Here is a 26,349-nt window from a genome sequence, read left to right on the forward strand (position 1 = left end):
CGGACATGAAGAAAATTTCTAATGTATTTTTCTGGCACAAACAGGAACATATTCGCCGTGAAATATTTTCGATATTGGCCAAAGGTCAGAAAAGCGGCGTTTTGGATGATGCCTCCAGAAAGATGATCGAAAATATTCTGGATTTTACATCGATCCTGGTACGGGAGATTATGATTCCACGAACGGACATCGTTTCGATCAGTGCGGATGACACGCCGGAAGAAATTATCAGGGAACTTGCCAAAGCCTGTTATACACGAATTCCCGTACATCGGGGGTCGATTGATAATATCATCGGCATATTGAATGTTAAAGACCTGCTCAAATCCTGGTCGCAGAATATGACAACCGTAGATATTCTGTCCCATCTGACAAAGCCCTATTACATTCCGGAAACGAAAAATGCTCATTTATTGTTTTACGAGTTTAAAAACAATAAAAAACATATTGCTATTGTCATCGATGAATATGGCGGTACGTCCGGGCTTATCACCCTTGAGGATTTACTGGAAGAGATTGTCGGTGATATCCGGGATGAACATGAAGAAAATACCGATGGCGAAGACATTATCCAAACTGTTGAGGGGGCCATTATCGTTGACGGCCGCACAGAAATTGAAAAGATTGAGGAATACCTGAATATCAGCCTGGAAAGAGGCAGGTATGAAACGATCAGCGGTCTTATTTTAAATACGATTCGAAGAATCCCGCATCAGGGAGAAATATTTCAAATAGAAGGAATGAATATTACCATCGAAAATGCTGATGAGCGTACTATCAAAAAAGTAAAAATAAAAAAAATGGATGATGATAATTTAAATGAAAAATAAATACTCAAAAACCATACCGGATCCTTCAGACAAGAAACTCAATAGCCGGAGCATTTATTTTGCCTTACTCAGCGGCATTTTTCTTTTTTTATCATTTCCAAAATTCGGATTGGGATTCATAGCCTGGATTTCTTTTGTTCCTCTGTTTATTGCCCTGCGGGATGTCTCATCTTTGCGCAGAGCATTGTTTTTGGGATGGATTACAGGCCTTTCGGCATGTACTGGAATTCTTTACTGGATTGCATATGTCATTGTGAATTACGGCAATCTTCCCCTGTATCTGGGGGTGATGATCATGCTGTTGCTTGCCTGCTATCTAAGCATCTATTTTGCTTTATTTGCCGCAGGAATAGTATATTTACGAAAAAAGGTTCCTCTGTATCTTGTTGCACCGGTCTTATGGGTCTGTCTGGAATATGCAAAGTCAAAGTTGTTTACCGGATTCCCTTGGGAAAATCTGGGTTATTCACAGTTTAGTAATATATTTTTCATTCAGAGTGCAGATATTGCGGGTGTATTTGGAATTTCATTTCTGATTATTCTTTTAAATGTCGCATTTTTTGAAATCATTGCACAAAGAACAAAAAAGTCTTTCGTCCTTGCCACGATTGTGTTGTTTATATGGTCGGGTGTTTATGGATATGGTATCTTGAGGATAAATCAGATCAACAAAGCTTTAAAAGAGGTTCCTGAAATGGATGTATCCCTGATTCAGGGAAACATCGATCAATCGATCAAATGGAATACGAATTTTCAAAAAGAAACCATCAATATTTACGAGGAACTGTCTTTACGTCGTCCTGCGGCCAATGGGGGCTTGATGGTCTGGCCGGAAACAGCCGTGCCTTTTAACTTTCAGGATGAAAACGAATTGCAGCGTCAGGTAAAGGAGCTGCCGGTTAAAACAAAAAGCTGGTTCATCTTCGGTTCTATGAGCTATGCGACGGGAACCAATAATACCGATTATTTCAACAGTGCCTATTTGCTTTCTCCACAAGGCAAGATTAATGGTAGATATGACAAGGTACATCTCGTCCCTTACGGAGAATATGTGCCGCTAAGGACGTTGTTCCCCTTTATCAGCAGCCTTGCTGCGGGAATCGGTGATTTTGCCGAGGGAAAAGGTTTTTATCCTTTGGCCATGGGTGACAGAAAAATTGGTGTGATGATCTGTTACGAAGGCATTTTGCCGGAAGCAGCCAGAATGTATAAGAATGCTGCCGCCGAATTACTGGTAAATATTACCAATGATGCCTGGTTTGGAAAAACATCGGCCCCCTATCAACACCTGTCCATGTCTGTTTTCAGAGCAGTGGAAACACGGCTCTATCTTGTACGCGCCGCGAATACCGGCATCTCTGCAATAGTTGATCCGACCGGAAAGATTATTGCACAAACCGAAATATTTAAAAAAGACTCGATTCATGGTCGCGTTAAGTTTATTATGTTGCCGACTTTTTACGCGAGATATGGCGATTTACTGGTGGGGGTCAGTTTTATATGTCTGGCCGGTTTTTTCTTATGGAGTTTTAAGGGGAGGAAAAGAAATGTCAGTTGAAAACATGCAGGAAGTCATCAGCGATTTGAAAAGAAGAATTCAATATGTCGGAGAATGTCTTTGACGTCGACGAACTGGAATTAAAAGTTAAAGATCTGGAAATTTTATCCACGAAAAAAGATTTCTGGGATGATCAGGAGAAAGCCCGATCCATCCTGCAGAAAAAAACGAAATTATCCGACTCGCTTTCGCACTGGAAAAGATTTCAACGCCAGATAACGGATTCTGAAAACTTATGGATTATTGCCTCTGAAGAAAAAGACGAACAGGTTCTGAACGATCTCGCTTCTGAGCTGGAGCAGTTGTCTTCCGATGTTAAGCTAGAAGAACTCAAAATGATGCTCGCAAGCGAGCAGGACCCGATGAATGCAATTATATCGATTCATGCCGGTGCGGGCGGAACGGAAGCACAGGACTGGGCGGAAATGCTGCTTCGCATGTATCTGCGCTGGGCTGAAAAAAGAAATTACAAAACAAATATTATTGATTATTTGCCCGGGGATGAAGCCGGCGTCAAAAGCGTATCTTTCACACTGGAAGGCGAATATGCCTATGGTTATGCAAAGGCTGAAATCGGGATTCATCGACTGGTCCGTATTTCACCATTTGATGCGGGAGCCAGACGTCATACCTCCTTTGCTTCCGTATTTGTATATCCTGAAGTCGATGATGAAATAAAAATAGAGATCAATGAAGATGATCTGAGAATTGATACCTTCCGATCGGGAGGCAAAGGCGGACAGCATGTCAATAAAACGGATTCTGCTGTCAGAATTACCCATTTGCCGACAGGTATTGTCGTTCAGTGTCAGAATGAAAGATCTCAACATAAGAATAAAGCAATGGCCATGAAATATCTAAAATCCAGGCTCTATGAAAGAGAGCTCGAACAGAAGAATGAAAAGCTCGACGAAGAAAATAAACTGAAAAAAGATATCGCCTGGGGCAGTCAGATTCGTTCCTATGTTTTACATCCATACAAAATGGTTAAAGATCATCGGACGAATCTGGAAACCGGCAATACTCAGAAAGTACTGGACGGAGATATCGATGATTTTATCCAAGCTTACCTCATGTTTATCGGGAATCGGGGATCGAATCCACCCGGTATCGGCCAGATAAATAAATAATAATACATGAGATTATTATTATTGTTTTGGTTAATACATAAAATATGCTATAAATCGCAACAATATTATATTTGCTCGGGGAAGAAACAGAGTGGATTATTCTTCGCTCGGAGAAACAATGTGTTTAATGATGAAATCAAAAAAATCAGGAGACCTCGTACATGCTGAAATGTAAAAAATATATTCCATATATCTGCCTTATACTCTGCTTGAATGTTGCCATTTTACTGTTGACCGGCTTTCGGGTTCAAGCCGAGATTGATCATCTGAATGACATCCACATGAGTAACAAGATAGCAGCTAATAACCAAAATCTCATTTTGTCGCAAATGACGGTTAATTCTGACAAGGACAATCTATCGGATGATTCAAAAGAAGATTCAGCCGCTGAAGATGTTAAAGCAGGAGTTGAAGAAGAGCAGGATCTGATGGAAAATGCCCTTGAATTACTCGAAATGGCTGACAACTACTGGAAAAACGGTGATATCGAAAATACCTTAAATCAACTGGATAAAGCCTATGCTTTACTTCTGGACACGAATGGCGATGTGGAAATTGCCAGACAGAAGGATGATCTACGCCTCTTGATTTCCCGGCGTATCCTGGCAGTTTATTCATCTCAGCAGACGCGTACAAATGGTAAAGCCAGTGAGATCCCTCTTTCAATGAATGCCGATATTGAAAAAGAGATTCGTTCATTCCAGGGCCCGGAAAGGGAATTCTTTATATCTTCATATCATCGATCCGGAATGTACAAGGAAATTATTGTCGCTGAATTAAAAAAAGCAGGTGTGCCTGAAGAACTTTTCTGGCTGCCTCTGGTAGAGAGCGGTTTTAAAGTGAGCGCTTATTCCCGCGCCAGGGCTCTTGGTTTGTGGCAGTTTATCCCCTCAACAGGTTATAAATTCGGTTTGACACGTGATGAATGGGTAGACGAGCGCATGGATGTTTTAAAGTCCACTCATGCTGCCATTGCTTATTTAAAAGAACTTCACTCCATGTTTGGTGATTGGATGACTGTTCTGGCATCTTATAACTGCGGTGAGGGTAGGGTGTTGCGAGTTATATCCAGACAACATATAAATTATTTTGACCGTTTCTGGGATCTGTATTCTAAATTACCCAATGAAACGGCTCGTTATGTTCCGCGCTTTCTTGCAACGTTACACATTATTAAAAATCCCGGCAAGTATGGATTTGACTTAAAACCAACAGCAGATTCTTTGATAAATTATGAATCGGTCAAAATCAACAAAATGATGAAGCTGTCGGATTTAGCATCCAAAATGGAAGTGTCCGAAGACGTTATTAACATACTCAACGCTGAACTCAGATACAGAACAACGCCTAATCATGAATATACCATCAAAATTCCCAAAGACTCCATCCAGAAGTTTAATTTGGTTTATAACGATATTCCGGAAACGGAAAGGCCGATGTTCAGTTACAGAAGCAAAAGCAGTGGCAGCCGTTCCTCTTATATCAGACATCGCGTTCGGCCTGGTGAAACAGTGGCGTCTATAGCGAAAAGATACCGGGTGTCCTCTCAATCGATATTTCAGTCCAATCGCATCAATAAGCAGAAGAGATTGGCAAAAGGTAGAATTATTCGAATCCCGATTGACGGCGTAGAAACAGCAAGCGTAAAGCAAAAACCTGCCGGCAGTGGTAAAAATACTGCAGCTCGTAAAACGTCCGGTTCAACCCAGGCGCAAACATACAAAGTGAAAAAGGGCGATTCTCTGCTCAGTATCGCTAACAAATTTCATATCCCCGTGGCCAAACTCAAAAAAATGAATAATTTAAAAACAAATTCCATTCAGGCAGGACGGAAACTGAAAATATCACATGAGGATGTCAGTGATAATAGCGAAGGACAACAGATAAAGGACAATAATTTAGTAAAGTCCGCGGGAAAACAGAATGTTGTCGGTAAAACGTTGACGGATAAAGATGTCGCTCAGTTGGGTACCAACAAGCATATTGTTACCAAAGGCGAAAGCCTGTCCATTATTTCCAAAAAATACAAAATTGAAATGGCGAAATTAGTACAGATGAATAATCTGTCCGATAATAATTCAATTACACCGGGACAGGTTCTTATTGTTAAATAGAAGCACTGAACAAGCTAGACATCATCAGATTTTGTTAATAATTGAAAAAGTTCATTTTCTTTTCTTTTCATTTTAAGAGCATTAGCCTTAGACGTATTGACGTGGTTATAGCCTAAGAGATGCAAAAGCCCATGGATGATCAGGAACAGGATCTCTTCATCAAAGGTGAGATGGCCCTTCTTCGCATCCCGGCTTGCAGTGTCAACGGAAATAACGACATCCCCCAGCAGTTCAGGATTGATGCCGCCGAATTCACCTTCTTGAAGAGAAAAGGAAATAACATTGGTGGGTCGGTCTTTTGATAAGTATATCTTATTGATGATCTGAATAGCCGCGTCATCGACAAAAGTAATGCTGATTTCCTTATTCGCGCAATCCAACAGATTCATGAGTTTAGTCACTTCAGAGCGGATTTTCCGTTTATCGATTTTAATTTGCTTCTGTTGATTATCGATTTGTATTTTCATTGAACTCTTTTTTACTGTTGGTCTCTTTCGGGGTTGTTTCCGGATAATCGACACGATGATGGAAAATCCCTGTCAGAATTCGCGTGAATGTTTCCGCTATCGTATTAAGATTTCTCAACGTCAATTCACAGTCATCCAACTGCCCATCCGTGTAAATACGTTCAATCCTTTCACGCACCAGCGATCGAATTCTGGCTGGTGTTGGGTTAGAAAGTGTGCGTGAGGAAGCTTCAATGACATCACCCAGCATGACGAGCCCAGCTTCTTTGGTTTGCGGTTTAGGACCGGGATAACGAAAATCACTTTCTGTCAGTGAACGAATGGACTCATCTTTATTTTTTTTAGCCTTTTCATAAAAAAAGCTGACGAGGCTGTTGCCGTGATGTTCGCGAATAATGTCGATGATCGGCTGCCCCAGTTTGACCTGAGAAGCGAGTTCGCAACCTTCCTTGACATGGGAGATAATGATCAATGAACTCATTTTAGGCGAAAGTTTATCATGACGATTATCATGGCCGGGTTGATTCTCGATAAAATAATGAGGTTTGGCCAGTTTTCCGATATCATGGTAATAGGCGCTGACCTTAGCCAGCATTGCATTTGCGCCGATGGCTTCCGCCGCCGCTTCAACCAGCGAAGCGACAATGATGCTGTGATGATATGTACCGGGTGCTTCGATAATCATTCTCTGGAAAAGGGGTTGATTAAGATTGGCCAGTTCCAGAAGTTTGATGTAGGTGATAAATCCAAAGAGACTTTCAAAAATGGGCGTGATACCCGCAACCAGAATTCCGGTGATAATGCCGCCGAGAAAGCCCATGGCCAGTCGTATCAAAAGGTCCTTAATCAGCAGTTGGCCCGTGAGAAGCGTCAGGCAAAGAATAGCGGCCATATTGATGATACCGAGGAAAACACCAACCTTCAAAAAAGTGGAACGCTGACGGCTGTTGACGATATGATAGGAAGCGGCAACAGATCCCAAAAATGAATACAGCGGGAAAATAATTTTTTCATCGAAAAGAAGACTGATCAGAAACGATGTCAGGACGCTGATAATCAGGGCCATGTTGCGATTGACCAGTACCGCAATGATCATGGATCCGCAGGCAAAAGGTATTGCGAAATAGCAGGTATCAATCGGGATAGAAGGGAACGCTCTGTTCACGGCAACGGAAATGAAAATTCCCGCTCTGACGAATAATATTTGCAGAAAGGCAACAATGGCAAAAACAAGAAAATCAACATTAGAGCGGGCTGCTGCTTTCAACCAATTTCGGGTACGCCAGAAGTACAGAAGCAATGTAAGAAAAAGGATTGTGCAGAAAATTCCCAAGATGACCATCAGACTGGAAATTTTGTTATCCACTGCGGTTTTATGGAAGGAATCCAGTTTGGCCAGCTCCAGATATCCAATTTTTTCTCCCTCCCGGACAATCATCTCATTTTTTTGCACCTGGAAATATACCGGCTTCACTTCTTGCACAACAGACATTATTTTTTTATCTGTTGCTTCCTGATTAAAACTAAGATTGGGTTCAATGAGCTTTTTCAAAAACGAAAAAGAAAAACGTTTGAACTCCGGCCGGTCATTCTTGAATATGGAGTAAACTTTTTTAGACAAGACAGGATCTATATCTTTAATATTCAGAACGGATGATGCGTCCTTCAGATTTTCCTCCACCCGTGTAATCGTATTAATGATCGTGATGCCTTTTCCCCGCTCGTTATTTTTGAAAGCCTCTTGAGAAACAAGCGTGTTTTCATAAAAGGACGAAATGACTTTGATCAGTTTTAGTTGAAGATCATCGGAAAAATTATTTTCTTTGAGAAATGAAAATTCTTCCGCTGTTAATGAGACACCTAACGATTGTTCCAACAGGGCCTTCAGTTCACTGTTTTCCCGATTTCCTGCGGCAACCGCAAAAGATTTTTTAATTTTCGTCCTCAGGGTAATAGCTATTTCGGCATCGTAATCATATATCGGACGTACATTTACAGAAGATTCATTCTTTTTTTGCCGAGTGGAGTTGATATCTTCGACCAGAAAATCACGATCAGCCTTGATATTTTCCTGGGCGATCATGCCATGCCGATATTCGGGCTTTGAATCATAGAGTTTGGGCGCAAGGATGACGGATAGCGCGATGCTTAAGATAATGGCGATGGCCCAACGCTGAAAAATGATATTACTAAAAATTTTGAAAGATATTTTATTCTTTTCTTTCAATTTTCGAATGGTTGAAAATATTTTTTCCGATGTCGAATCAAGGAAATTCATATATTATTTACTTTTTACCCGATTTTTTTTCATTGTCCCAGAAAGCATAAGCGGAAATAACGTCAGCAACGAGGGGGTGTCGGACAACGTCCACCTGTGAAAAATGCACAATACGGATCGCCTCTATTTTTTTCAGGATTTTTTCAGCTTCGATTAAACCGGATGATTTTTCTGTCGGCAGATCAATTTGCGTGATGTCACCTGTCACAACAGCTTTTGAATTAAACCCCAGACGTGTTAAAAACATTTTCATTTGTTCAGACGTGGTGTTCTGGGCTTCATCTAAGATGATAAATGAATCATTGAGCGTCCGGCCGCGCATGAACGCCAGTGGTGCGACCTCGATCAATCCTTTATTAATCAGGGCGCTCGCTTTTTCCATATCCACCATGTCATAGAGCGCGTCATACAAAGGTCGTAAATACGGATTAACTTTTTCAGCCAGGTCACCCGGCAGAAAACCCAAACGCTCGCCTGCTTCAACGGCGGGTCGTGTAAGAATAATTCGCTGCACTTTCTTTTCCAGCAAGTGCGATACGGCCATCGCCATAGCCAGGTAGGTTTTACCGGTGCCGGCGGGGCCGATAGCCAGCACCATATCGGCTGTTCTCATGGAATCGATGTAATGACGCTGGGCAATACTTTTGGGTGTGATAATGCGCTTTTTGGATGATATAAATACCGTATCCAGAAAGACGCGAGATAAATCAAAATGGATATCTTCCGTTAGTATTCGATGAGCATAATCAATATCGGAAAAATGAATATGCCAGCCTTTCTCCATGATTGCATAAAGCTGTTTGATGAGAAGCGTAATCTTGAGTACGGCTGCTTCATCGCCTGTGATGGAAAGATGATTACCCCAGGGCTTAACTTTGACCGGTTCAAGCTTTTCGAGGAGCCTTAAATGCTTGTCATGTTCGCCGCAGAGATTCTTCAATAAATTCTGATCGGCGAAGGATACTTTCTCTACCCGAATGTTTTTGGTTGCTTTAATCAAAAATTATCAGCCTCTAATATATTACACTAACCCAATAATATTGTGATTCATTCCATGAGCACCAGGATAGAGCATCTTCCTCATATGAGGGCGTTTTCTATCATTATGATGCATTGAATGCAATAGAATTTACGCTTGTAAAAACAGGTGGGCAAAGACCTTTGCGTCGCCTAACATATTGTCAATTGAACAGTTTTCATCAGGCTGATGAGCATTCATATTGCTTTTTGACCAGACGGCAGCCGGATAGTTCATTTTGCGCAGATAGCCGGCAACCGTCCCGGCGCCAACACCGCCGGCAAAAGCATTCAGGTGATAAACTTTTCTAATGGCCTGTTGCAGGGCGACAACAACAGGAGCGTCGACTGCTGTGGGGTGCGCGGACTGAACATACTGTTCCCGTGATATCGTAATCGTGACCGAAAATTTCTTTTCCACTTTTCGAATGATCTTTTCGATTTCATTCAAAACATCGTCAAGATGATATTGCGGCAGGATGCGGCAATCCATATAGAAGACGTCTTCGCCGGGAATTGTGTTGATATTGCCCACATTGGCTTCTTTCTTCGTGGGTTCAAACGTGCAGCTGGGGGGATCAAAAAGAGGATCAACTGCATCAAAAATATTCCGCAGCTTTGTTAATTTCGTAACAAGATAAGATGCGGCAGAAAAGGCATTATTTCCCAGTTGCGGTTTGCTGCCGTGGCACTGAAGACCTCTGGTTTTAAAGCCCAGCCAGAGGATGCTTTTTTCCGCAATCTCAATGAGCGAACCTTCGGGATTACCTGAGTCGGGAACCACGATTAAATCATTTTTGCCGAATATTTCATCAGGTAAATCAAGGACATGGTAAAGTCCTTTGCCGCCGGATGTTTCTTCGTCCGCCACAAAGAAAAGATTGATGGATGATGAAGGGATTATCCCCTCATCCAGGAGTGCTTTTGCGGCAAAAATCGACGCCACCATATCCTGCTGATTGTCTTCGGTGCCGCGGCCATAAATATGATTGTCTTTGACATAAGCTGTGTAAGGATCGGCGCTCCAAAGCTTAAGTTCACCAGGTGGAACAATATCAAGATGCGTGATAATCCAGATGCGGCTTGATTTATTATTTCCTTCTATGGATGTAAAGAAATTCGGGCGTAAACCGCCGGATACGCTGTCATCCGGTGCATCGTAATGATGAAAATTGGTAAAACCGAATGCTTCAAGTCGATTTTTTAACATCCGTGCCTTCATCATTTCGCCGTCACCACCATTGACGGGACCGACAGCAGGAACCGCTGTTAAAGATTTTTGCAGTTCGATCATGTCGTCGCGGTAAGAGTCGATTCTGCGGGAGATTTTTTCAAAGGATTTTTCATCAATCATGGTTAAGCCTCATGCTATTGCTGTGGTGAGATAAATACAGGTTGTTCCCATTTTTCAGGTAATGGGCCGAATTGGTCCGTATCGCCGACAATAAGTGTCAACCTTCTTTTTTCATTCAGATACTGTGCCGCGACGCGCTTCAAATCATTGCGTGTTACAGCATCGATTCTTTTTCGATAACTGCTCAGATAATCATCGGGTAATTTGTCGTATGTCAGCGTCATTTGCTGAACAGCAATCTGACCGGGTTGCTCAAAAGAAAAAATGAAACTATTAAGAATCGATTTTTTTGCCCAGTCCAGTTCAGCCTGAGAGATGGAACCGGCCGCAACGTCCTGCAGAATGGAATTCACCAATTGAAGAGCACGAAAAGTAGAATCCGTTTTGGTAAAAGCATATGTCCCGAAAACGCCGTAATTGGCACGCGCCCGGTAAAAACTGCCGGCGCTGTATGCCAAGCCTTCATTATTACGCACAGCTGTGAATATACGCGAAGGAAAGCCACCGCTGCCGATAATAAAATCAAGAACCGAGAAGGCATAGAAATCCGGATTAGTTTTACTGACGGTGAATTCCCCGCTGACCACGGTTGATTGCGGAAGGTTCTTACGGACGAAGAAAACACCATGGCCGGCCTGTTTTGGCGGCGGCGCGACCTCAAGGGCTTGTCGTGAATTATTCCATTGGTCAAAATGCTGCCGGATTTTATTTATGGCTTCTTGTTTTGAAATATCACCGGAGATCGAAAGCACCATATTAGCAGGGAAAAAATATTTCCGGTGAAAAGCGATCAAATCATTACGGGTGATCTTCATGAGAGAGGTTGTTGTTGCGTAACGGCCGCGAGCATCGTTCGGGTAGAGCAAACGGTTAAATTCGCGAAAAGCCATTTTTTGTGGATTATCCGTAATCCTTCGCAGCTCTTCATTTTTAAGCGAGATCGCTAATTTTAATTTATCTTCTTCAAAAGCCGGCTCTTTGAGCATCTGCGAAAGCAGATCGAGACCGATATCAAGATCATCCTTGAAAAAGGAAAAATTAACCGAGGCTGAATCAAGCGACATGGAAACGGAGGGCGATGAGGCCAGTAAATCAAAACGTTCATCAATTTCGGTACTGCTCAATTTGGACGTGCCGCCTGTTCTCATCATGTAAGCGGTCAGCTCCGCTACGCCTTCCTTACCCTGTGGATCGTACATGGATCCGGTCCGGACCAAAGCGGATATGGAAACCAGGGGCAATTCTCTGTCCTGAAGGTAAAACAGAATGATGCCGTTTTCCAACATAATCTTCTCGGCCCGCGGTAATTGAAATTCCAGACGCGGATATTTCAGCTTCTCCGGAGGAATGAATGTATCCACCGCAAAGGCCCATGAAGGAATCATTCCGTACAACAGGGAAATCAACAGTCCGTTCAGAATATATGAATAAAGCTTATTTTTCATTTTTACCTGCATTTTTATTTGTAATGATCTTTTTGTTCAGCACCGCGATAGTCCGGTTATCGGCCACAAGATATTTTGATGCCGCTTTCTGAATATCAACCGCCGTTACTTTGTCAATCTGTGAAATGTAATTGGAAAAGTATCGGTAATCCCCCAGCAGTAATTCATAATAAGATAGAGTGGAAGCCAGTTCGGAATTGGAATCCAGATTTCTGATATAATCCATTTTTAATTGTTTTTTAGCCTTGGTCATTTCCAGGTCTGATACGCGGTGGTTCTTTATGTTTTCCAGTTCCGCCAAAATAGCCGTCTGGAGTTCTTCATTTGTATGAGGAAAGCGAGGACGGGCGATTATTACAAACAGATTGGGATATCTTGTGGCGGGCATTCCGTTCTGCACACTGATGCTGTCCGCGATTTGCATTTGCAGCACCAATCTGGAATAGAGACGGCTTGTTCGGCCTTTGCTTAATATTGTTTCCAGTACATCAAAGGCGTAATCTTCGGCTGCGGGCGCGGTCGGTTTGTGATAACCGATGATCATCGATGGACTGGCATCAAACAATACTTCCACTTTTCGCTCTCCGGTTTGCGGAGGTTCAGCCGGAATATCAGCGGGTTTATATTTAGATTTCGGAATTCGTCCAAAGTATTGATCAATGAGCTTTAGAATCTTTTGAGGATCAATGTCTCCGACCACGGCAATAACGATGTTTTCCGGTGAAAGATATTGATGATGAATATGCCGTATGGCCGCCTGACTCATATAGGCCAAGTCCTGAGGTTCTCCTAAAATAGGCACGCCATAGGGATGAACCGCATAAGCCTTGTGCATAAATGATTCATAAAGTTTACCATCCGGTTTGGATTCAACGCTCTGTCTTCTTTCTTCCATAATTACATCGCGTTCCGTGTAGAATTCACGAAAAACGGGATTGAGCAGACGATCGGCCTCAATGCGCGCCCAGAGTTCAATTTTATTGGAGGGCAGACTGACAAAGTAAGTTGTGACATCCTGGCCGGTAGCTGCGTTCATCCCTAAACCGCCGTTTTCCGTGTAAAGGCGGTCAATTTCATTTGGAACGTAATACCGGCGATGCTCATCCTGCAATTGTTTCAAACGAGCGGAAAGCTGCTCAATGAGTTTCCGATTGGAATTGCTTTGTTTCAATCTTTCATTGTCCAATGCCTGACCGGTCTTTTCGATCTTTATCAGCAGTCTCTTTTCCGCTGCGTAATTTTTTGTGCCAATGGTTGTCGTGCCCTTAAACATCATGTGTTCCAGAAAGTGTGCGGCCCCGCTCTGTCCTTTTACTTTATCGACAGCCCCGATACGATGTCTGATGTAGAGAGAAACCGTCGGGCTGAATTTGCGCTCCAGCATCAAAATGGTCAGGCCATTATTCAGCTTGGCTTTGATGACCTTATTTTCCAGGTCCATCGCACGCACAGGGCCTGTCCAGTAAAAAAAGATCATCAAGGTCAGCAACAAACAAAATCTATTCCGTATCAACATGATTTATCCTGTCAGGAGTTTTTTTTGGAAAAAGACGGAAAAAAGCATAAAGGGTACCGGCAATACAAAACAAAATGACAAAAGACGCCGAAAATAATGTCATTACAAATTCGAGGGGATTGGACATTTCAAATGAACTGATCATGATATCGATACCGAACACTAAAAAAAACAGTGAGAGCAAAAGAATTATGATGTTTTTAATTCGCGTTGGCATTCTTTTCATTACCCTTTTTAAACTTACCGCAACATTTTCAGTTTTGCTTTGAGTTTGCTGTAAACCTCATAACTGAAATCTTCATTACGGCAGCTCAATAGTGAGTTGTTATGATATAGCGGTTCATGCTGAATGTCAAATGGTGACGCCAGGATTGCTTCATTCCACATTTTTGTACCGGGAATCGGCGAATATTCGGCAAGCACCGGTTTTGCGCTGCACTCTAAGACAAAATTAATACTGTTCAAAACATCCTCTTTTTTTTGACCAGGAGTGCCACACAGTAGATAAATTCCGATATCAGCCGTTTTGTATCCGGCGTTTTTCAGATGAATGACCGCTTTCTTCAGTTCTTCATTTTGTACTTTTCCACCCGTTTCTTTCTGTATTCGAAAATCAGCAGTTTCGAAACCAAAGCGAATCGTCTTAAAACCGGAATCATAGAGAAGATGACTTAATTGTTCGTCGATCTGCCTTAAATGAAGCCCGTTCGGGCAATGAAAACGGCAGGACAATTTTCGGCTTTTAACTTCCTGAAGCAATGGAATAATCATACGTTCGGGATCAACCAGCAGCGCGTCATCGTAAAAACTGAAATCCGTCACGCCAAAATTCCTTTGCCAGTATGAAATTTCATTTGCCACGTGAGCAGGATCACGCCGTAAATATTCTTTATAAAATAAATGGGACGAACAATAACTGCACCGGTAGGGGCAGCCAAGCGATGTAATTATCGGAACCTGATCGATATGGTTTAACAGGTCAAATGCCGGGTAGGGAAGGGCATCCAGATCATCAACATCCGGTTCAAAGATGATGTCTTCACCGAAAAGTTTTTGGAAGATTTCCATGATCTGCTTTTCGCCGCGGCCGCTTATCACATAATCAGCGCCGGAACAGGATATAGCGTGATCAGGGCAAAGAGAGGCATATTTACCGCCCAGAATAACGGGTACGCCGGGAAGCATATCTTTGATTATTTTAATGGCATCAAAAACACCCGGGTACCAGTATGTCATCATAGATGTTACAAGGACGACATCTGTGTCTGAATAATGACTGAGTTCCGTGCGAAAAACATCGGGATCAATTCCATAACGGCAATAACTGCGTGGCAGCAATTTAAGACAGTCCGGTTTGTCAATAACCTGCCGGAAGAACCTGCCGTGACCGTAAGCATGGCGTTTGGGCGTTTTGCCACTTTTTTGCTGCATGAGTGGATTATGGGAATCGAGGCAATCGATATAGGAAATCCGATGGTTATTAGTTCGCAGAAGGCTGCCCAGATATAAAAGCCCCAGAGGCTTTAACCAGAAATCATATGCCGCAAAATCGTAAATCCAAGGATTGATCAGCAGAATGTTTTTACTCATGGATGCGCCTTTTAGCATACAAGTCAGCTAATTACAAAATCTATCGTAATGCCGGCTATGTCCATTAAATCATCCGGCAACCAAGAAGAATACTCGTTTCATATTTTATTCCAGAAAGAACTTGAAGACTAAGACAATTGTTGCTAACATGCCCAAACTTTTAAACGGGATTCTTCATGCGTGCAGTTATTCAGAGAGTTGACCAAGCTCGTGTCAGAATAAATTCTCAATTATTTTCCTCCATTAATCAAGGGGTATTGGTATTGCTGGGGGTAGAAAAAAACGATACGGAGAAAGACGCGGATTATATTCTGGAAAAAACGGTCAATTTACGCGTTTTTGAAGATGAGCAGGGTAAAATGAATCTCTCCCTTCTTGATATTTCAGGTGAAATGCTGGTAGTATCACAATTTACTCTGCTGGGAGACTGCATCAAGGGACGCAGGCCTTCATTTATACGCGCTGAAGAACCGTGCAATGCTAATCAATTGTATGAATATTTTGTTCATCAGGCTGCTCCCAAAGTCAAGAAACTGGCAACCGGCAAGTTTCAGGAAATGATGAAAATTGAATTAACCAATAATGGTCCGGTAACAATATTACTCGACAGTAGAAAAACATTTTAACCATAAACATGGAATCAAGTGATATAAAAATAGACAAAGACGGCATCTGGTATTACCGAGGTGCTCATATGTTCCGCAAGGATATTTTGTGCATTTTCTTTAATAATCTGAATGTGGACGAATGCGGCAAATATTTTATCAATCTTAACGATGAAATTTATTACCTGGATGTTGAAGATACTGCATTTGTTGTTACTGCCGTCTTTAAAACAAAAGACCCATGCAGTGCTGAGGAACAAATAGACGTCCTTTTAAGTGATGACTGCAGGGAAATACTGGATTTGAATACAGTGGCCGTGGGAAGAGACAATGTCTTGTATTGCAGTGTTAAAGAAGGGAAATTCACTGCCCGCTTTACAAGAAAAAGCTACTACCAACTTGCGGAATTTATCGAACAGGATGATATGGATAAGGCTTTTTATCTGTTTTTAAATGGTAGAAAATATTTTATTAATAACCAATAGCTTAATTTATCGTAACGGAGGGTATTATGCTAGACGATGTAGTAAAAGAATCCTTAACTTTTGACGATCTGCTTTTAGTACCCGCAGCGTCAGATGTGCTGCCGCGCGATGTTAATACGGCAACGCTTCTGACCAAAACTATTCCTCTGAATATTCCGATTGTGTCGGCGGCGATGGATACGGTAACGGAATCGCGCACCGCCATCTGCATGGCTCAGGAAGGCGGCATCGGTTTTATCCATCGTAATATGAGCATTGAACGACAGGCTATCGAGGTGGACCGGGTCAAAAAATCGGAAAGCGGTATGGTTGTGGATCCGATCACCATTGAACCTGAACGTAAAGTCAGTGATGCACTGGCTTTGATGCATCAGTATTCCATTTCCGGCGTGCCGGTTGTTAAAAATGAAAAACTGGTTGGTATTTTAACCAATCGTGATTTGCGTTTCGAGGAAAATCTGAACCAACCGGTGGAAAATGTCATGACCAGAGAAAACCTGGTTACTGTAACATCAAGCATTTCGCTTGAGGAGTCAAAAAAACTTCTTCACAAACACCGGATTGAAAAACTCCTGGTCGTCGATGATGAATATCGTTTGAAAGGCTTGATCACCATCAAGGATATCGAGAAAATAAGACGCTATCCGAATGCCTGCAAAGACTCCCTCGGGCGATTGCGGGTTGGAGCGGCTGTGGGCATCATCGACCGTGAACAACGTATTGAAGCATTATTGGCGGCTGGTGTAGACGTGATTGCGATTGATACCTCCCACGGGCATTCATCTGGTGTGATCGATGCTATTAAATCAACAAAGGCCAATTTCCCCAAATGTCAGTTGATAGCGGGAAATGTAGCGACATCGGAAGGCGCCAAAGCGCTTATCGATGCTGGTGTCGATGCGGTTAAAGTCGGCGTCGGTCCCGGCTCCATTTGCACAACCAGAATCGTTGCCGGTGTGGGGGTCGCACAAATGTCCGCCATCCGCGATGCGTTTAAAATTGCTTCCAAGAATGGTATACCGGTAATAGCCGACGGCGGAATCAAATATTCCGGCGATATTGTTAAAGCCCTGGGCTGTGGCGCAAATGCCATTATGATCGGTGGTTTATTTGCCGGAACAGAAGAAAGCCCCGGTGAAACAATTTTATTCCAGGGTCGCAGCTACAAGGTCTATCGTGGCATGGGATCGCTCGAAGCCATGAAAATGGGCAGCCGGGATCGTTATTACCAGGATGATATCGAAGCTCCGTCCAAAACCGTTCCGGAAGGGATCGAGGGCAGGGTGCCATTCCGAGGATCCTTGTCCGCCAGTATCGTCCAGCTTATCGGCGGTTTGAAAGCAGGCATGGGGTATGTCGGATGTAAAACCATTCCAGAACTCATTGAAAAATCACGTTTTGTGCGCATCACTTCAGCCGGATTGAGGGAAAGTCATGTTCATGATGTCATCATCACCAAGGAAGCGCCCAATTACTGGATCGATTAGCTAAAAATGAAACACTCAAATTTCGTCCATCTGCACGTTCATACGCAATACAGTCTTCTCGACGGTATGATCCGTCTGGATGATCTCTTTAAAAAGGCTAAAGAGTACGCAATGCCAGCTATGGCTATTACCGACCATGGCAACATGTTCGGCGCGATTGATTTCTATAAACAGGCCTATGCCAATGGTATCAAACCTATTATCGGTTGCGAACTCTACGTCGCGCCGCGGAGCCGTTTTGATAAAACGACATCATCCATCGGCGAAGCAACGCGTCACTTAGTCGTCCTCGTTAAGAACATGCAGGGTTATAAAAATCTGATGAAGCTGACCTCTGCCGCGCATATCGAAGGTTTTTATTACCGCCCCCGCGTAGATAAAGAATTACTTAAACAATGTTCCGCAGGCCTGATTGCCTCAAGTGCCTGTCTGCACGGAGAAATAGCATCCCATATCGTCCGGGGCAATATGGACGAAGCCAGGAAATCCGCCCTTGAATATCGGGAAATTTTCGGTGAAGACAATTTCTTCCTGGAAATTATGGAAAACGGTATTTCCGATCAGAAAATCGCTAATCAGGGTTTAATTGAACTGAGCAGAGAACTGTCCATTCCGCTTATCGCCACTAATGACTGTCATTATTTGAATGCCGACCATGCCGAGGCACACAATATCCTTTTGTGCATCCAGACAGGGAAAACAATTGAAGACAATGACCGAATGTCAATGACATCTGATCAATTTTATGTCAAATCCCCGGAGGAGATGCAGACACTTTTTGCCGCTACGCCGGAGGCGATAACAAACACAGTGAGAATCGCTGAACGCTGTAATCTGAATTTTGAATTTGGTAAGTTTTATCTGCCGAAATTCGAAGTTAAAAACCCCGAGGAAACGCTTGAAGAATATCTGGACCGTAAATCATTAGAAGGGCTGGAAAAACTTCTGCCGATTATCATGAAGTATCAAAAAGAGGACAAGGACGCTGTCCGCGAGAAATATTTCAAGCGTTTGCGTTTAGAGTTGGAAATCATCAAGAAAATGGGATTTGCCGGCTATTTCCTGATCGTTTCGGATTTTATCAAACACGCCAAGCATAATGACGTTCCCGTCGGGCCAGGACGCGGTTCAGCCGCAGGCAGTCTGGTAGCTTATGCCATTCGCATTACCGACATTGATCCCCTTCGCTATGGCCTCTTTTTTGAACGATTTCTGAATCCGGACCGCATCAGCATGCCCGATATTGATATTGATTTCTGTCAGGAACGCCGTGGGGAAATTATCAAATATGTTACGGAAAAATATGGCAAAGATAAAGTTACGCAAATCTGTACCTTTGGAAAAATGATGGCTAAAGGCGTGATTCGGGATGTAGGGCGCGCCATGAATATTCCCTATGGCGAAGTTGACCGTATTGCGAAACTTGTTCCTTCCGGTGTCTTAAATATTAAGCTGGAAGAAGCTTTTAAGATGGAGCCTCGTTTTGCAGAAGAGCAGAAAAAGAATCCACAGATTGCCAAACTGATGTCATTGTCTCTTATTCTTGAAGGGCTTAATCGTCATTCATCAATTCATGCTGCCGGTGTTGTGATCTCAGATGTACCCTTGGTCGAAAGGGTACCGCTATTTTCACCGAAAGACGATATCGTCTCCCAATATTCCATGAAGGATATTGAAGCAGTCGGCATGACCAAATTTGACTTTCTGGGCCTCAAAACCCTGACCGTGATCAGAAATGCCATAAATTTCATCAAGGAATCACATGGAATAGATATTGACATTAATGATTTACCTCTTGATGATAAAGAAACATATAAGCTCTTGATGAAGGGTGATACAGACGGTGTCTTCCAATTAGAAAGTTCCGGCATGAAGGACATTATGGTCAACATGAAACCGGATTGCATTGAAGACGTCATGGCGTTACTCGCTATTTATCGTCCCGGCCCAATGAAAATGGTTCCTGAATTTATCGCACGAAAGCAGGGAAAAACAAAAATTGTCTATGATCTTCCCCAACTGGAACCGATTCTGAAAGAGACATATGGGATCATCCTGTATCAGGAACAGGTCATGCAGATTGCCAATGTGATAGGCGGTTACACAATGGCGCAGGCCGATACGTTGCGCAAAATGATGGGGAAAAAACAGGTTTCGGCCATGGAAAAGGAGAAACCAAAGTTTCTCGAAGGCGCGAAAAAACAAAAGATTAATGAAAACAAAGCTAAAACCATCTGGGAGCAGATGGAGACTTTTGCTGAATACGGTTTTAACAAATCGCACAGTGCCGCTTATTCCATTATCACATATCAGACGGCTTATCTGAAAGCTCATTATCCGGTTGCTTTTATGGCGGCGCTATTGACCAGTGAAAAAGACAATCGTGACAAGATTATCAAGCACATGACCAACTGCAAAGAAATGGGAATTAATATTCTGCCCCCAGATATTAACGAATCGCAAAAAGATTTCAGTGTATCCGGAGACAATATCCGTTTCGGACTGGCCGCTGTAAAAAATGTCGGTGAATCGGCGATTGAATCGATCATCGCCATGGGTAAAGAGTCGAAATTTATCTCTTTCATGGATTTTTTAAGCCGTGTTGATTTACGTAAAGTCAATAAAAGAGTCATTGAAAGCCTGATTAAATGCGGTGCTTTTGACAGCCTGGGCTATTACCGTCGCCAACTCATGGAGTGTTGTGAGGAAGCAATGGAAGAGGCACAACGTAAACAAAAAGAATTACTAAGTAATCAGGCAAGTTTCTTCGAGACATTGGACAACGCCGGATCTTCCCTGGAAAATGGCGCGGTCTCTTATCGTATACCCGATATTCCCGAATGGGATCACAAAGAGTTATTATCTATCGAAAAAGAAACTTTGGGATTTTATATTACCGGCCATCCTTTACATGGGTATGCAGAGAAATTAAAATTCATTACCAATGTTAATGCCAGTTCAATTGGTTCTAAACAGGACAAAGACACCATAACCATCGCTGGCGTGATCAGTACACTTACTGAGAGGCTGACCAGAAAAAAAGATATCATGTGTAATATCATTCTGGAAGATTTGCAGGGTTCAGTCAGTATAATCTTCTGGGCAGATGTTTATAAGAAATTTTACGAGTTACTCCATGCAGATGAGCCAGTTGTTATTTCAGGGACTATCGATGTCGGTGATGAATCACTTAAGATAATTGCTCAAGATGTTATTTCCCTGGCTAAAGCTCTGGAGAATCCCTATAAACAGGTTCGTTTTATAATCGATGCCGATAAAGTGCCTCCGGAAAACATAAAATCTCTTCATGACACGGTAAAGAAATACAGTGGAAAATACGATGCTTACATTCATATTCTTAATGGAAAAAGTGAAACAATAGTGAGGCTCGGAGAAGAGAATAGAATCGATATCTGTGACCGTCTGCAACGTGAAGCGGACGTAATTCTGGGGAATGGATCTACGGTTTATTGTTAAATGGCTATAAGACGAGCCCCCTTAATTCCTTCTTTTTTTAAGTTCAGTTTAGTGAGGTATTTTATGAAAGCGTAAAATTCACTTGAACGTTTAACCTTTATTAGTTTATCCCATTTTTTGAAATAAGAGAGTCCATAATTTTTCTTATTGTCCTGTTGATAAATATTTAATATGAAATATGAAGAAAGAATATATAGATCTTTAATTAATAAAGATAATTTAATATCACATAATATAAAAATTGCTGAAAGCGACCTGTTGATAAGTTCGGATAAAAACTTGTCCGATGCAGCATTAAGATCTTTGATCCAACATCGTCACACATTAGAAATTTACATAAAAAATAATCCTGAATTCCTTACATCACTTTTGCCTCTTCCCGATGATAATTTAGCTCCACCGATTATCAGGGATATGATAATTAAATCAGGAATATGCAAGGTAGGCCCCATGGCCTCGGTTGCCGGTGCCGTATCCGAATTTGTTGGATACGATCTTCTAAAACAGACAAACAACCTCATTGTTGAAAACGGCGGTGATATCTTTCTCCAGTCTCAAAAGAAGCTGACAGTTGCTGTTTTTGCTGGAGAATCTACATTAAGTTATAAAGTCAATATAGTTGTAAAGCCTGAAGATACTCCTCTAGGAATTTGCACATCGTCAGCTACTGTTGGGCCATCTCTTAGTTTTGGAAAGGCAGATGCTGTCTGTGTAATTTCCAAATCTGCAACACTCGCCGATGCGGCAGCATCGGCCATCGGCAATCGTGTAAAAAGTAACAAAGATATCAAAATCGCCTTGGACTATGGAATAAAAATACCCGGTGTTAAGGGAATAATAATCATCTTCGGCAACGACATGGGTGTAATAGGGGAGGTGGAGTTTTTATGACAAATACAGATGGATTACCTTGGAAAAGGACGGCATTGTTTTTTTAAACAAATAATGGAGAATATTAAACATGGCATTAGAGTATACTGAAATAATAAAAGAACGCAGTCCATTTATTAAACTTCTAGGTGTGGAGGTATTGAAACTGGAAAATGGAAACTGTCAATTATCTTTGAAAATAAAAGAGAATTTTCTTAATGTCCATAAAAATGTCCACGGTGGCGTTATTTATTCGATGGCCGACATCAGTATGGGTGTCGCTGTCTATTCCACAATAAAAAAAGATGAAGAAGCTGCAACTATTGAAATCAAAATAAATTATTTAAAACCGTCAAAAGGCAAAAAACTTTTATGTGACGCAAATATTATCCAAAAAGGGAAAAATATTGCCGTACTGGAAGCGGAAATAAAAGAAGATGAAAAGATCGTTGCCAAGGCAATTGGAACTTTTTCAATTTTTAAACAAAAAGTGATTAAATAATTATCAATAAAACATTTAAGGAAGAAAGCAGGAGGGAATATCCAAAACAAAAATTGAAACAAGCTCAAATCATATCAAGTAGACATAACATATCTTATAAGACTCAATGTGATAATATTATGGCTCCGGAGAATTGAATGTGAAAACAAATAAATTGTACATTATATAATAATATCAATATAATACATCGTTATCCATATTAAGAATTTAATCTTTTTTAAATTCCATCTTCCGCGAGTTGTTCAATTATCTTTATTTGTTTATCCGTAAGTTTCTTAGGAACCTCTACATTAATTTTTATATATTGATCGCCTTTAAGTCCACCTTTGAGTCCGGGAACTCCAAAACCTTTCATTCTGATTTTGGTATTGTTTTGCGTGCCGGGAGCAATCTTCAATCTTTTTGATGTGCCATCCAATGTCGGAACATCTATAGTAGTACCCAACGCAGCCTGAGTAAATTTTATTGTCTTTTCGATATAAAGATCATTGCCATCTCTGGCGAAGATCGGATGGGGCATTACATTAATATTTAGATACAAATCACCATTTGGACCACCATTGTAGCCTGTCAATCCTTTTCCGGGCAGTCTCAGTTTCTTACCGGTGCTTATTCCGGAAGGTATTTTCACACTGATATCTTCAATACGATTTTCCATTTGCAGTGAGATCTTTTTATCAGCACCAAAAACAGATTCTTCTAATGATATCGATAGATTGTATTCTGCATCCTGTCCTTTTTGCGGCATATTTGCATCCTGTCGGCCACCGCCGCCCATACCACCGAATATACTGGCGAAGGGATCGTCATAATCTTGCTGCGGGCCGCCTCTTCTGCCGCCTGTGCGAAAAGTTGTTCTCCCTGCCCCTCTTCCGCCTCCAAAACCAAAGCTACGCAATATTTCATCCAGGTCAAAATTGCGAAAAATGTCTTCCTGTGAATACTGTTGACGAAACTGATCAGTAGAACCAAATTGATCATATTGTTCACGCTTTTTCTCATCACTCAAAACAGCGTAAGCTTCGCTTATCTTTTTAAATTTTTCTTCAGCTGCCGCTTTATTATTAGGATTTTTATCGGGATGCCATTTAACGGCCAGTTTACGATATGCCTTTTTTATCTCATCGGCGGATGCCTTTTTATCGACGCCCAAAACCTGATAGTAGTCTTCTGCCATAATCTTTAAATATCCTTTTTAATTGTAATAATTATTATTATGGCCGTAATTTAAGCAGTAATTCCCATTTGGAAAGCGTCTAAATTCAATTTGACCAATTTTTGCGGAAAGGATTTCTTAATAACACTTTCCCAAACGGATTTTTCTACTTTCAATAAATTGGATACGGCACCCAGTAAAACAACATTGGCTGCTTTAATGTTGCCTGCTTTTAGCGCCAGATCTGCGGCATTAAATGCGATTACTTTAGGATAATGTTTCTCTAAAAATCCTATTACGTCGCTTGGATAGCTTGCATCACCCATATTAACAGAAGGGGGATAGATTTCTTCAGTGTTGACGATAATTGATGCGTCCTTACTCAAAAATTTCAGATAACGCAACGCTTCCATTTTTTCGAAAGAAACAAGAATTTCGCCACTTCCAGCTTCTGCTAATGGCGAATAGACCTTATAACCATAACGTACGTCGCTGTTCACGCAACCACCTCGTTGCGCCATGCCGTGGACTTCGCTTTTTTTAACATCAAAACCAGCTTCCATCATGGCCATACACATGATATCACTGGCTCTTAAAATTCCCTGACCGCCTACGCCGGCAAATAATATACTGTGAACTTTTGAATCTTTCATTGAGGCTTCCCTTTTCCTTAACTGATCGCGCTGAATTTACAGACCTGAGCGCATAAACCGCAACCATTACAAAACGTTTCATCAATTACCGCGATGCCTTTGCGTTTGGATCCTTCTTTGGTGGCGCCTTCTTTCCATGAAATCGGCGGACAATTTAACCCAAGGCATGATTTGCAGCCTTCACATTTGTCCGCATCAATTTTCATCGGTGGAACAGGCTTAATATTTGCCCGTTTAAAAAGGACACAAGGACTTTGTGAAATAATAACAGACGGACCATTACTGGCTAGCTCATCCTTAATCGCGTTTTGAGTTTCTTTTATATTATTTGGGTTAACAACCTTTATATTTTCTATACCTAGAGCAGATACTAAAACATTTAGATTAACTTTTTTAGCTTCTTTTCCCATCAATGTATAGCCTGTACCAGGATGCTCCTGCATGCCGGTCATTGCTGTTGTGCTGTTATCCAGAATGATAATAAGCGCATCACTATTATTGTAGGCCATGTTCAAAAGAGAAGTAATGCCGGAATGCAGGAATGTGGAATCGCCAATTACGCCTACTACCTTACCCTTCCCTTTCTCTTTCAAGGCTTTACTCATGCCGTGGGCCATGCCGATACTTGCGCCCATACAGATGCATGAATGCAACCCTTCCAGGGGTTTTAAATAAGATAGTGTATAACAACCTATATCGCCGTGGACATAAGCTTTTGATTTCTTAAGCGCATAAAAAAGACCCCGATGCGGACAACCGGGGCAAAGATTTGGCGGACGATGGGCTAAAATTTCTTTATAGGGAGAAACGGATCCCTGCATATCTGAATTAATTGCGTTTTTTATGATACCGGGATCAAATTCATTAGTATAGGGAAAAATGTCCTTGCCGATTACCTGGATTCCCAAGGCCTTAATCTGTTCTTCCAGGAAAGGATCAAGTTCTTCGATTACATAGATTTTTTTAACTTTGGAGGCGAAATCACGGATCATGTTTACCGGCAGCGGATGAACCATACCCAATTTCAGATAAGAGAAATTCGGGAAGACTTCTTTGGCATAGTTATAAGGCATGCCGGCAGTGATAATACCGATTTCCGGATCATTGATTTCCACTTTATTTTCCGAAAATGTCTCCACAAATTCCCTGAGTGCCAACTGTCGTTTTTCCACTGCCACCCGCCTTGTTCGGGCATTAATAGGAACCATAACGTATTTTTCCGCATGATGGGTAAGTTTCAGTATGTCTTCCGGTTCCTGAGGTTCTGCGAGTGTGACCACGGATTTGGAATGAGAAACTCTTGTGGTCGTTCGAAAAAAGACCGGAGTATCGAATTGCCGGCTGATTTGGAAAGCTAACTTCATATAATCTTTAGCTTCCTGTGGATCTGCCGGTTCCAGCATGGGAATTTTAGCAAACTTGGCGTAATTGCGGTTATCCTGCTCATTTTGTGAACTGTGCATGGACGGATCATCGGCACTGATGATGACCAATGCGCCTTCAATACCCGTATAACTGACGGTAAAAATCGGGTCGGCGGCCACATTAACACCGACGTGTTTCATAACGGCCAGCGAGCGGACTCCACCCAAAGCTGCGCCGATGGCTACTTCGACTGCTACTTTTTCATTAGGCGCCCATTCGGCATAAACGCCGTCATATTTTGCAAACTCTTCCATGATCTCTGTGCTGGGAGTACCGGGGTAGGCTGCCGCAAATCGCACGCCTGCTTCATAGACACCACGGGCAATGGCTTCATTTCCTGACATTAATACTTTTTTCAAATGGTTGTGCCTCCGTATCGTTGCCGTTCAT

General features: G+C 42.0%; 21 protein-coding genes. 10 read left to right on the forward strand and 11 right to left on the reverse strand.

The genetic code is table 11. The features are described from left to right. Nucleotides 1–5: 5 nt before the first annotated feature. The 4 genes from CVU71_02480 to CVU71_02495 all read left to right on the forward strand — a co-directional run bounded on the left by CVU71_02480 (nt 6) and on the right by CVU71_02495 (nt 5,632). Nucleotides 6–830, forward strand: coding sequence for an HlyC/CorC family transporter (locus CVU71_02480; protein PKN20668.1), 825 nt, complete (start codon nt 6–8; stop codon nt 828–830). Further along, entirely contained in the window at nt 820–2,388 is a 1,569-nt protein-coding gene (gene lnt, locus CVU71_02485) for an apolipoprotein N-acyltransferase (protein PKN20669.1), read from the forward strand. The genes CVU71_02480 and lnt overlap by 11 nt, the downstream gene beginning before the upstream one ends. A 44-nt stretch (nt 2,389–2,432) precedes the next feature. Then, on the forward strand, nt 2,433–3,518 hold the full coding sequence (locus CVU71_02490) for a peptide chain release factor 2 (GenBank protein PKN20670.1): 1,086 nt from the start codon (nt 2,433–2,435) through the stop codon (nt 3,516–3,518). Nucleotides 3,519–3,679: 161 nt separating this feature from the next. Further along, nucleotides 3,680–5,632 carry a lytic transglycosylase gene (locus CVU71_02495; GenBank protein PKN20671.1) on the forward strand — a complete coding sequence of 651 codons (1,953 nt, stop codon included), beginning with the start codon at nt 3,680–3,682 and terminating at the stop codon, nt 5,630–5,632. 14 nt (nt 5,633–5,646) lie between these two features. On the opposite strand, the gene ybeY is transcribed toward CVU71_02495, so the two are convergent. The 8 genes from ybeY to CVU71_02535 form a co-directional block, all read right to left on the reverse strand. Continuing rightward, entirely contained in the window at nt 5,647–6,099 is a 453-nt protein-coding gene (ybeY, locus tag CVU71_02500) for an rRNA maturation RNase YbeY (protein PKN20672.1), read from the reverse strand. Beyond that, nucleotides 6,080–8,377 (reverse strand): hypothetical protein, encoded by a 2,298-nt coding sequence (locus CVU71_02505; protein PKN20673.1) that lies wholly within the window; start codon nt 8,375–8,377, stop codon nt 6,080–6,082. The genes ybeY and CVU71_02505 overlap by 20 nt, the downstream gene beginning before the upstream one ends. Before the next feature lie 7 nt (nt 8,378–8,384). Next, a complete protein-coding gene (locus CVU71_02510; GenBank protein ID PKN20674.1) occupies nt 8,385–9,377 on the reverse strand; it encodes a phosphate starvation-inducible protein PhoH in 993 nt (330 codons plus the stop codon). 129 nt (nt 9,378–9,506) lie between these two features. Next, nucleotides 9,507–10,748, reverse strand: coding sequence for a diaminopimelate aminotransferase (locus CVU71_02515; GenBank protein PKN20675.1), 1,242 nt, complete (start codon nt 10,746–10,748; stop codon nt 9,507–9,509). A gap of 14 nt (nt 10,749–10,762) precedes the next feature. Beyond that, nucleotides 10,763–12,205, reverse strand: coding sequence for a hypothetical protein (locus tag CVU71_02520; protein ID PKN20676.1), 1,443 nt, complete (start codon nt 12,203–12,205; stop codon nt 10,763–10,765). After that, nucleotides 12,183–13,709, reverse strand: a complete 1,527-nt coding sequence (locus CVU71_02525) for an insulinase family protein (protein PKN20677.1) — start codon at nt 13,707–13,709, stop codon at nt 12,183–12,185. The genes CVU71_02520 and CVU71_02525 overlap by 23 nt, the downstream gene beginning before the upstream one ends. Next, nucleotides 13,693–13,926: a hypothetical protein gene (locus CVU71_02530; GenBank protein ID PKN20678.1), complete on the reverse strand. Its 234-nt coding sequence runs from the start codon at nt 13,924–13,926 to the stop codon at nt 13,693–13,695. Before CVU71_02530 ends, CVU71_02525 begins: the two co-directional genes overlap by 17 nt. Before the next feature lie 23 nt (nt 13,927–13,949). Next, complete coding sequence (locus CVU71_02535) at nt 13,950–15,317, reverse strand: radical SAM protein (protein PKN20679.1); 1,368 nt, start codon at nt 15,315–15,317, stop codon at nt 13,950–13,952. A 158-nt stretch (nt 15,318–15,475) separates the two neighbouring features. On the opposite strand from CVU71_02535, the gene CVU71_02540 reads away from it, so the two are divergent. The 6 genes from CVU71_02540 (at nt 15,476) to CVU71_02565 (ending at nt 22,725) form a co-directional block, all read left to right on the forward strand. Continuing rightward, complete coding sequence (locus CVU71_02540) at nt 15,476–15,925, forward strand: D-tyrosyl-tRNA(Tyr) deacylase (protein ID PKN20680.1); 450 nt, start codon at nt 15,476–15,478, stop codon at nt 15,923–15,925. Between the two features lie 8 nt (nt 15,926–15,933). Then, nucleotides 15,934–16,389, forward strand: coding sequence for a hypothetical protein (locus CVU71_02545; protein ID PKN20681.1), 456 nt, complete (start codon nt 15,934–15,936; stop codon nt 16,387–16,389). Nucleotides 16,390–16,415: 26 nt separating this feature from the next. Continuing rightward, nucleotides 16,416–17,876 carry an IMP dehydrogenase gene (locus CVU71_02550; protein PKN20682.1) on the forward strand — a complete coding sequence of 487 codons (1,461 nt, stop codon included), beginning with the start codon at nt 16,416–16,418 and terminating at the stop codon, nt 17,874–17,876. A 6-nt stretch (nt 17,877–17,882) separates the two neighbouring features. After that, nucleotides 17,883–21,353, forward strand: coding sequence for a DNA polymerase III subunit alpha (locus CVU71_02555; GenBank protein PKN20683.1), 3,471 nt, complete (start codon nt 17,883–17,885; stop codon nt 21,351–21,353). A gap of 171 nt (nt 21,354–21,524) precedes the next feature. Then, complete coding sequence (locus tag CVU71_02560; GenBank protein PKN20684.1) at nt 21,525–22,244, forward strand: hypothetical protein; 720 nt, start codon at nt 21,525–21,527, stop codon at nt 22,242–22,244. 70 nt (nt 22,245–22,314) lie between these two features. Beyond that, nucleotides 22,315–22,725: a thioesterase gene (locus tag CVU71_02565; GenBank protein PKN20685.1), complete on the forward strand. Its 411-nt coding sequence runs from the start codon at nt 22,315–22,317 to the stop codon at nt 22,723–22,725. A 217-nt stretch (nt 22,726–22,942) separates the two neighbouring features. On the opposite strand, the gene CVU71_02570 is transcribed toward CVU71_02565, so the two are convergent. Genes CVU71_02570 through iorA form a run of 3 tightly spaced genes read right to left on the reverse strand, consistent with a single transcriptional unit; the run spans nt 22,943 to nt 26,303 of the window. Next, complete coding sequence (locus CVU71_02570; protein ID PKN20686.1) at nt 22,943–23,902, reverse strand: integrase; 960 nt, start codon at nt 23,900–23,902, stop codon at nt 22,943–22,945. Nucleotides 23,903–23,952: 50 nt separating this feature from the next. Beyond that, a complete protein-coding gene (locus tag CVU71_02575) occupies nt 23,953–24,534 on the reverse strand; it encodes an indolepyruvate oxidoreductase subunit beta (GenBank protein PKN20687.1) in 582 nt (193 codons plus the stop codon). A 17-nt stretch (nt 24,535–24,551) separates the two neighbouring features. After that, nucleotides 24,552–26,303, reverse strand: a complete 1,752-nt coding sequence (gene iorA, locus CVU71_02580; GenBank protein PKN20688.1) for an indolepyruvate ferredoxin oxidoreductase subunit alpha — start codon at nt 26,301–26,303, stop codon at nt 24,552–24,554. Nucleotides 26,304–26,349 lie beyond the last annotated feature (46 nt).

Source organism: Deltaproteobacteria bacterium HGW-Deltaproteobacteria-6 (genome assembly GCA_002840435.1).
Classification (GTDB): Bacteria; Desulfobacterota; Syntrophia; order Syntrophales; family Smithellaceae; genus UBA8904.

Coding starts and splice junctions, on each gene's coding strand:
- CVU71_02480 (PKN20668.1), top strand. CDS start 6: ATGAAGAAAATTTCTAATGTATTTTTCTGGCACAAACAGGAACATATT.
- lnt (PKN20669.1), top strand. CDS start 820: ATGAAAAATAAATACTCAAAAACCATACCGGATCCTTCAGACAAGAAA.
- CVU71_02490 (PKN20670.1), top strand. CDS start 2,433: ATGTCGGAGAATGTCTTTGACGTCGACGAACTGGAATTAAAAGTTAAA.
- CVU71_02495 (PKN20671.1), top strand. CDS start 3,680: ATGCTGAAATGTAAAAAATATATTCCATATATCTGCCTTATACTCTGC.
- ybeY (PKN20672.1), bottom strand. CDS start 6,099: ATGAAAATACAAATCGATAATCAACAGAAGCAAATTAAAATCGATAAA.
- CVU71_02505 (PKN20673.1), bottom strand. CDS start 8,377: ATGAATTTCCTTGATTCGACATCGGAAAAAATATTTTCAACCATTCGA.
- CVU71_02515 (PKN20675.1), bottom strand. CDS start 10,748: ATGATTGATGAAAAATCCTTTGAAAAAATCTCCCGCAGAATCGACTCT.
- CVU71_02520 (PKN20676.1), bottom strand. CDS start 12,205: ATGCAGGTAAAAATGAAAAATAAGCTTTATTCATATATTCTGAACGGA.
- CVU71_02525 (PKN20677.1), bottom strand. CDS start 13,709: ATGTTGATACGGAATAGATTTTGTTTGTTGCTGACCTTGATGATCTTT.
- CVU71_02530 (PKN20678.1), bottom strand. CDS start 13,926: ATGCCAACGCGAATTAAAAACATCATAATTCTTTTGCTCTCACTGTTT.
- CVU71_02535 (PKN20679.1), bottom strand. CDS start 15,317: ATGCTAAAAGGCGCATCCATGAGTAAAAACATTCTGCTGATCAATCCT.
- CVU71_02540 (PKN20680.1), top strand. CDS start 15,476: ATGCGTGCAGTTATTCAGAGAGTTGACCAAGCTCGTGTCAGAATAAAT.
- CVU71_02545 (PKN20681.1), top strand. CDS start 15,934: ATGGAATCAAGTGATATAAAAATAGACAAAGACGGCATCTGGTATTAC.
- CVU71_02550 (PKN20682.1), top strand. CDS start 16,416: ATGCTAGACGATGTAGTAAAAGAATCCTTAACTTTTGACGATCTGCTT.
- CVU71_02555 (PKN20683.1), top strand. CDS start 17,883: ATGAAACACTCAAATTTCGTCCATCTGCACGTTCATACGCAATACAGT.
- CVU71_02560 (PKN20684.1), top strand. CDS start 21,525: ATGAAATATGAAGAAAGAATATATAGATCTTTAATTAATAAAGATAAT.
- CVU71_02565 (PKN20685.1), top strand. CDS start 22,315: ATGGCATTAGAGTATACTGAAATAATAAAAGAACGCAGTCCATTTATT.
- CVU71_02570 (PKN20686.1), bottom strand. CDS start 23,902: ATGGCAGAAGACTACTATCAGGTTTTGGGCGTCGATAAAAAGGCATCC.
- CVU71_02575 (PKN20687.1), bottom strand. CDS start 24,534: ATGAAAGATTCAAAAGTTCACAGTATATTATTTGCCGGCGTAGGCGGT.
- iorA (PKN20688.1), bottom strand. CDS start 26,303: ATGTCAGGAAATGAAGCCATTGCCCGTGGTGTCTATGAAGCAGGCGTG.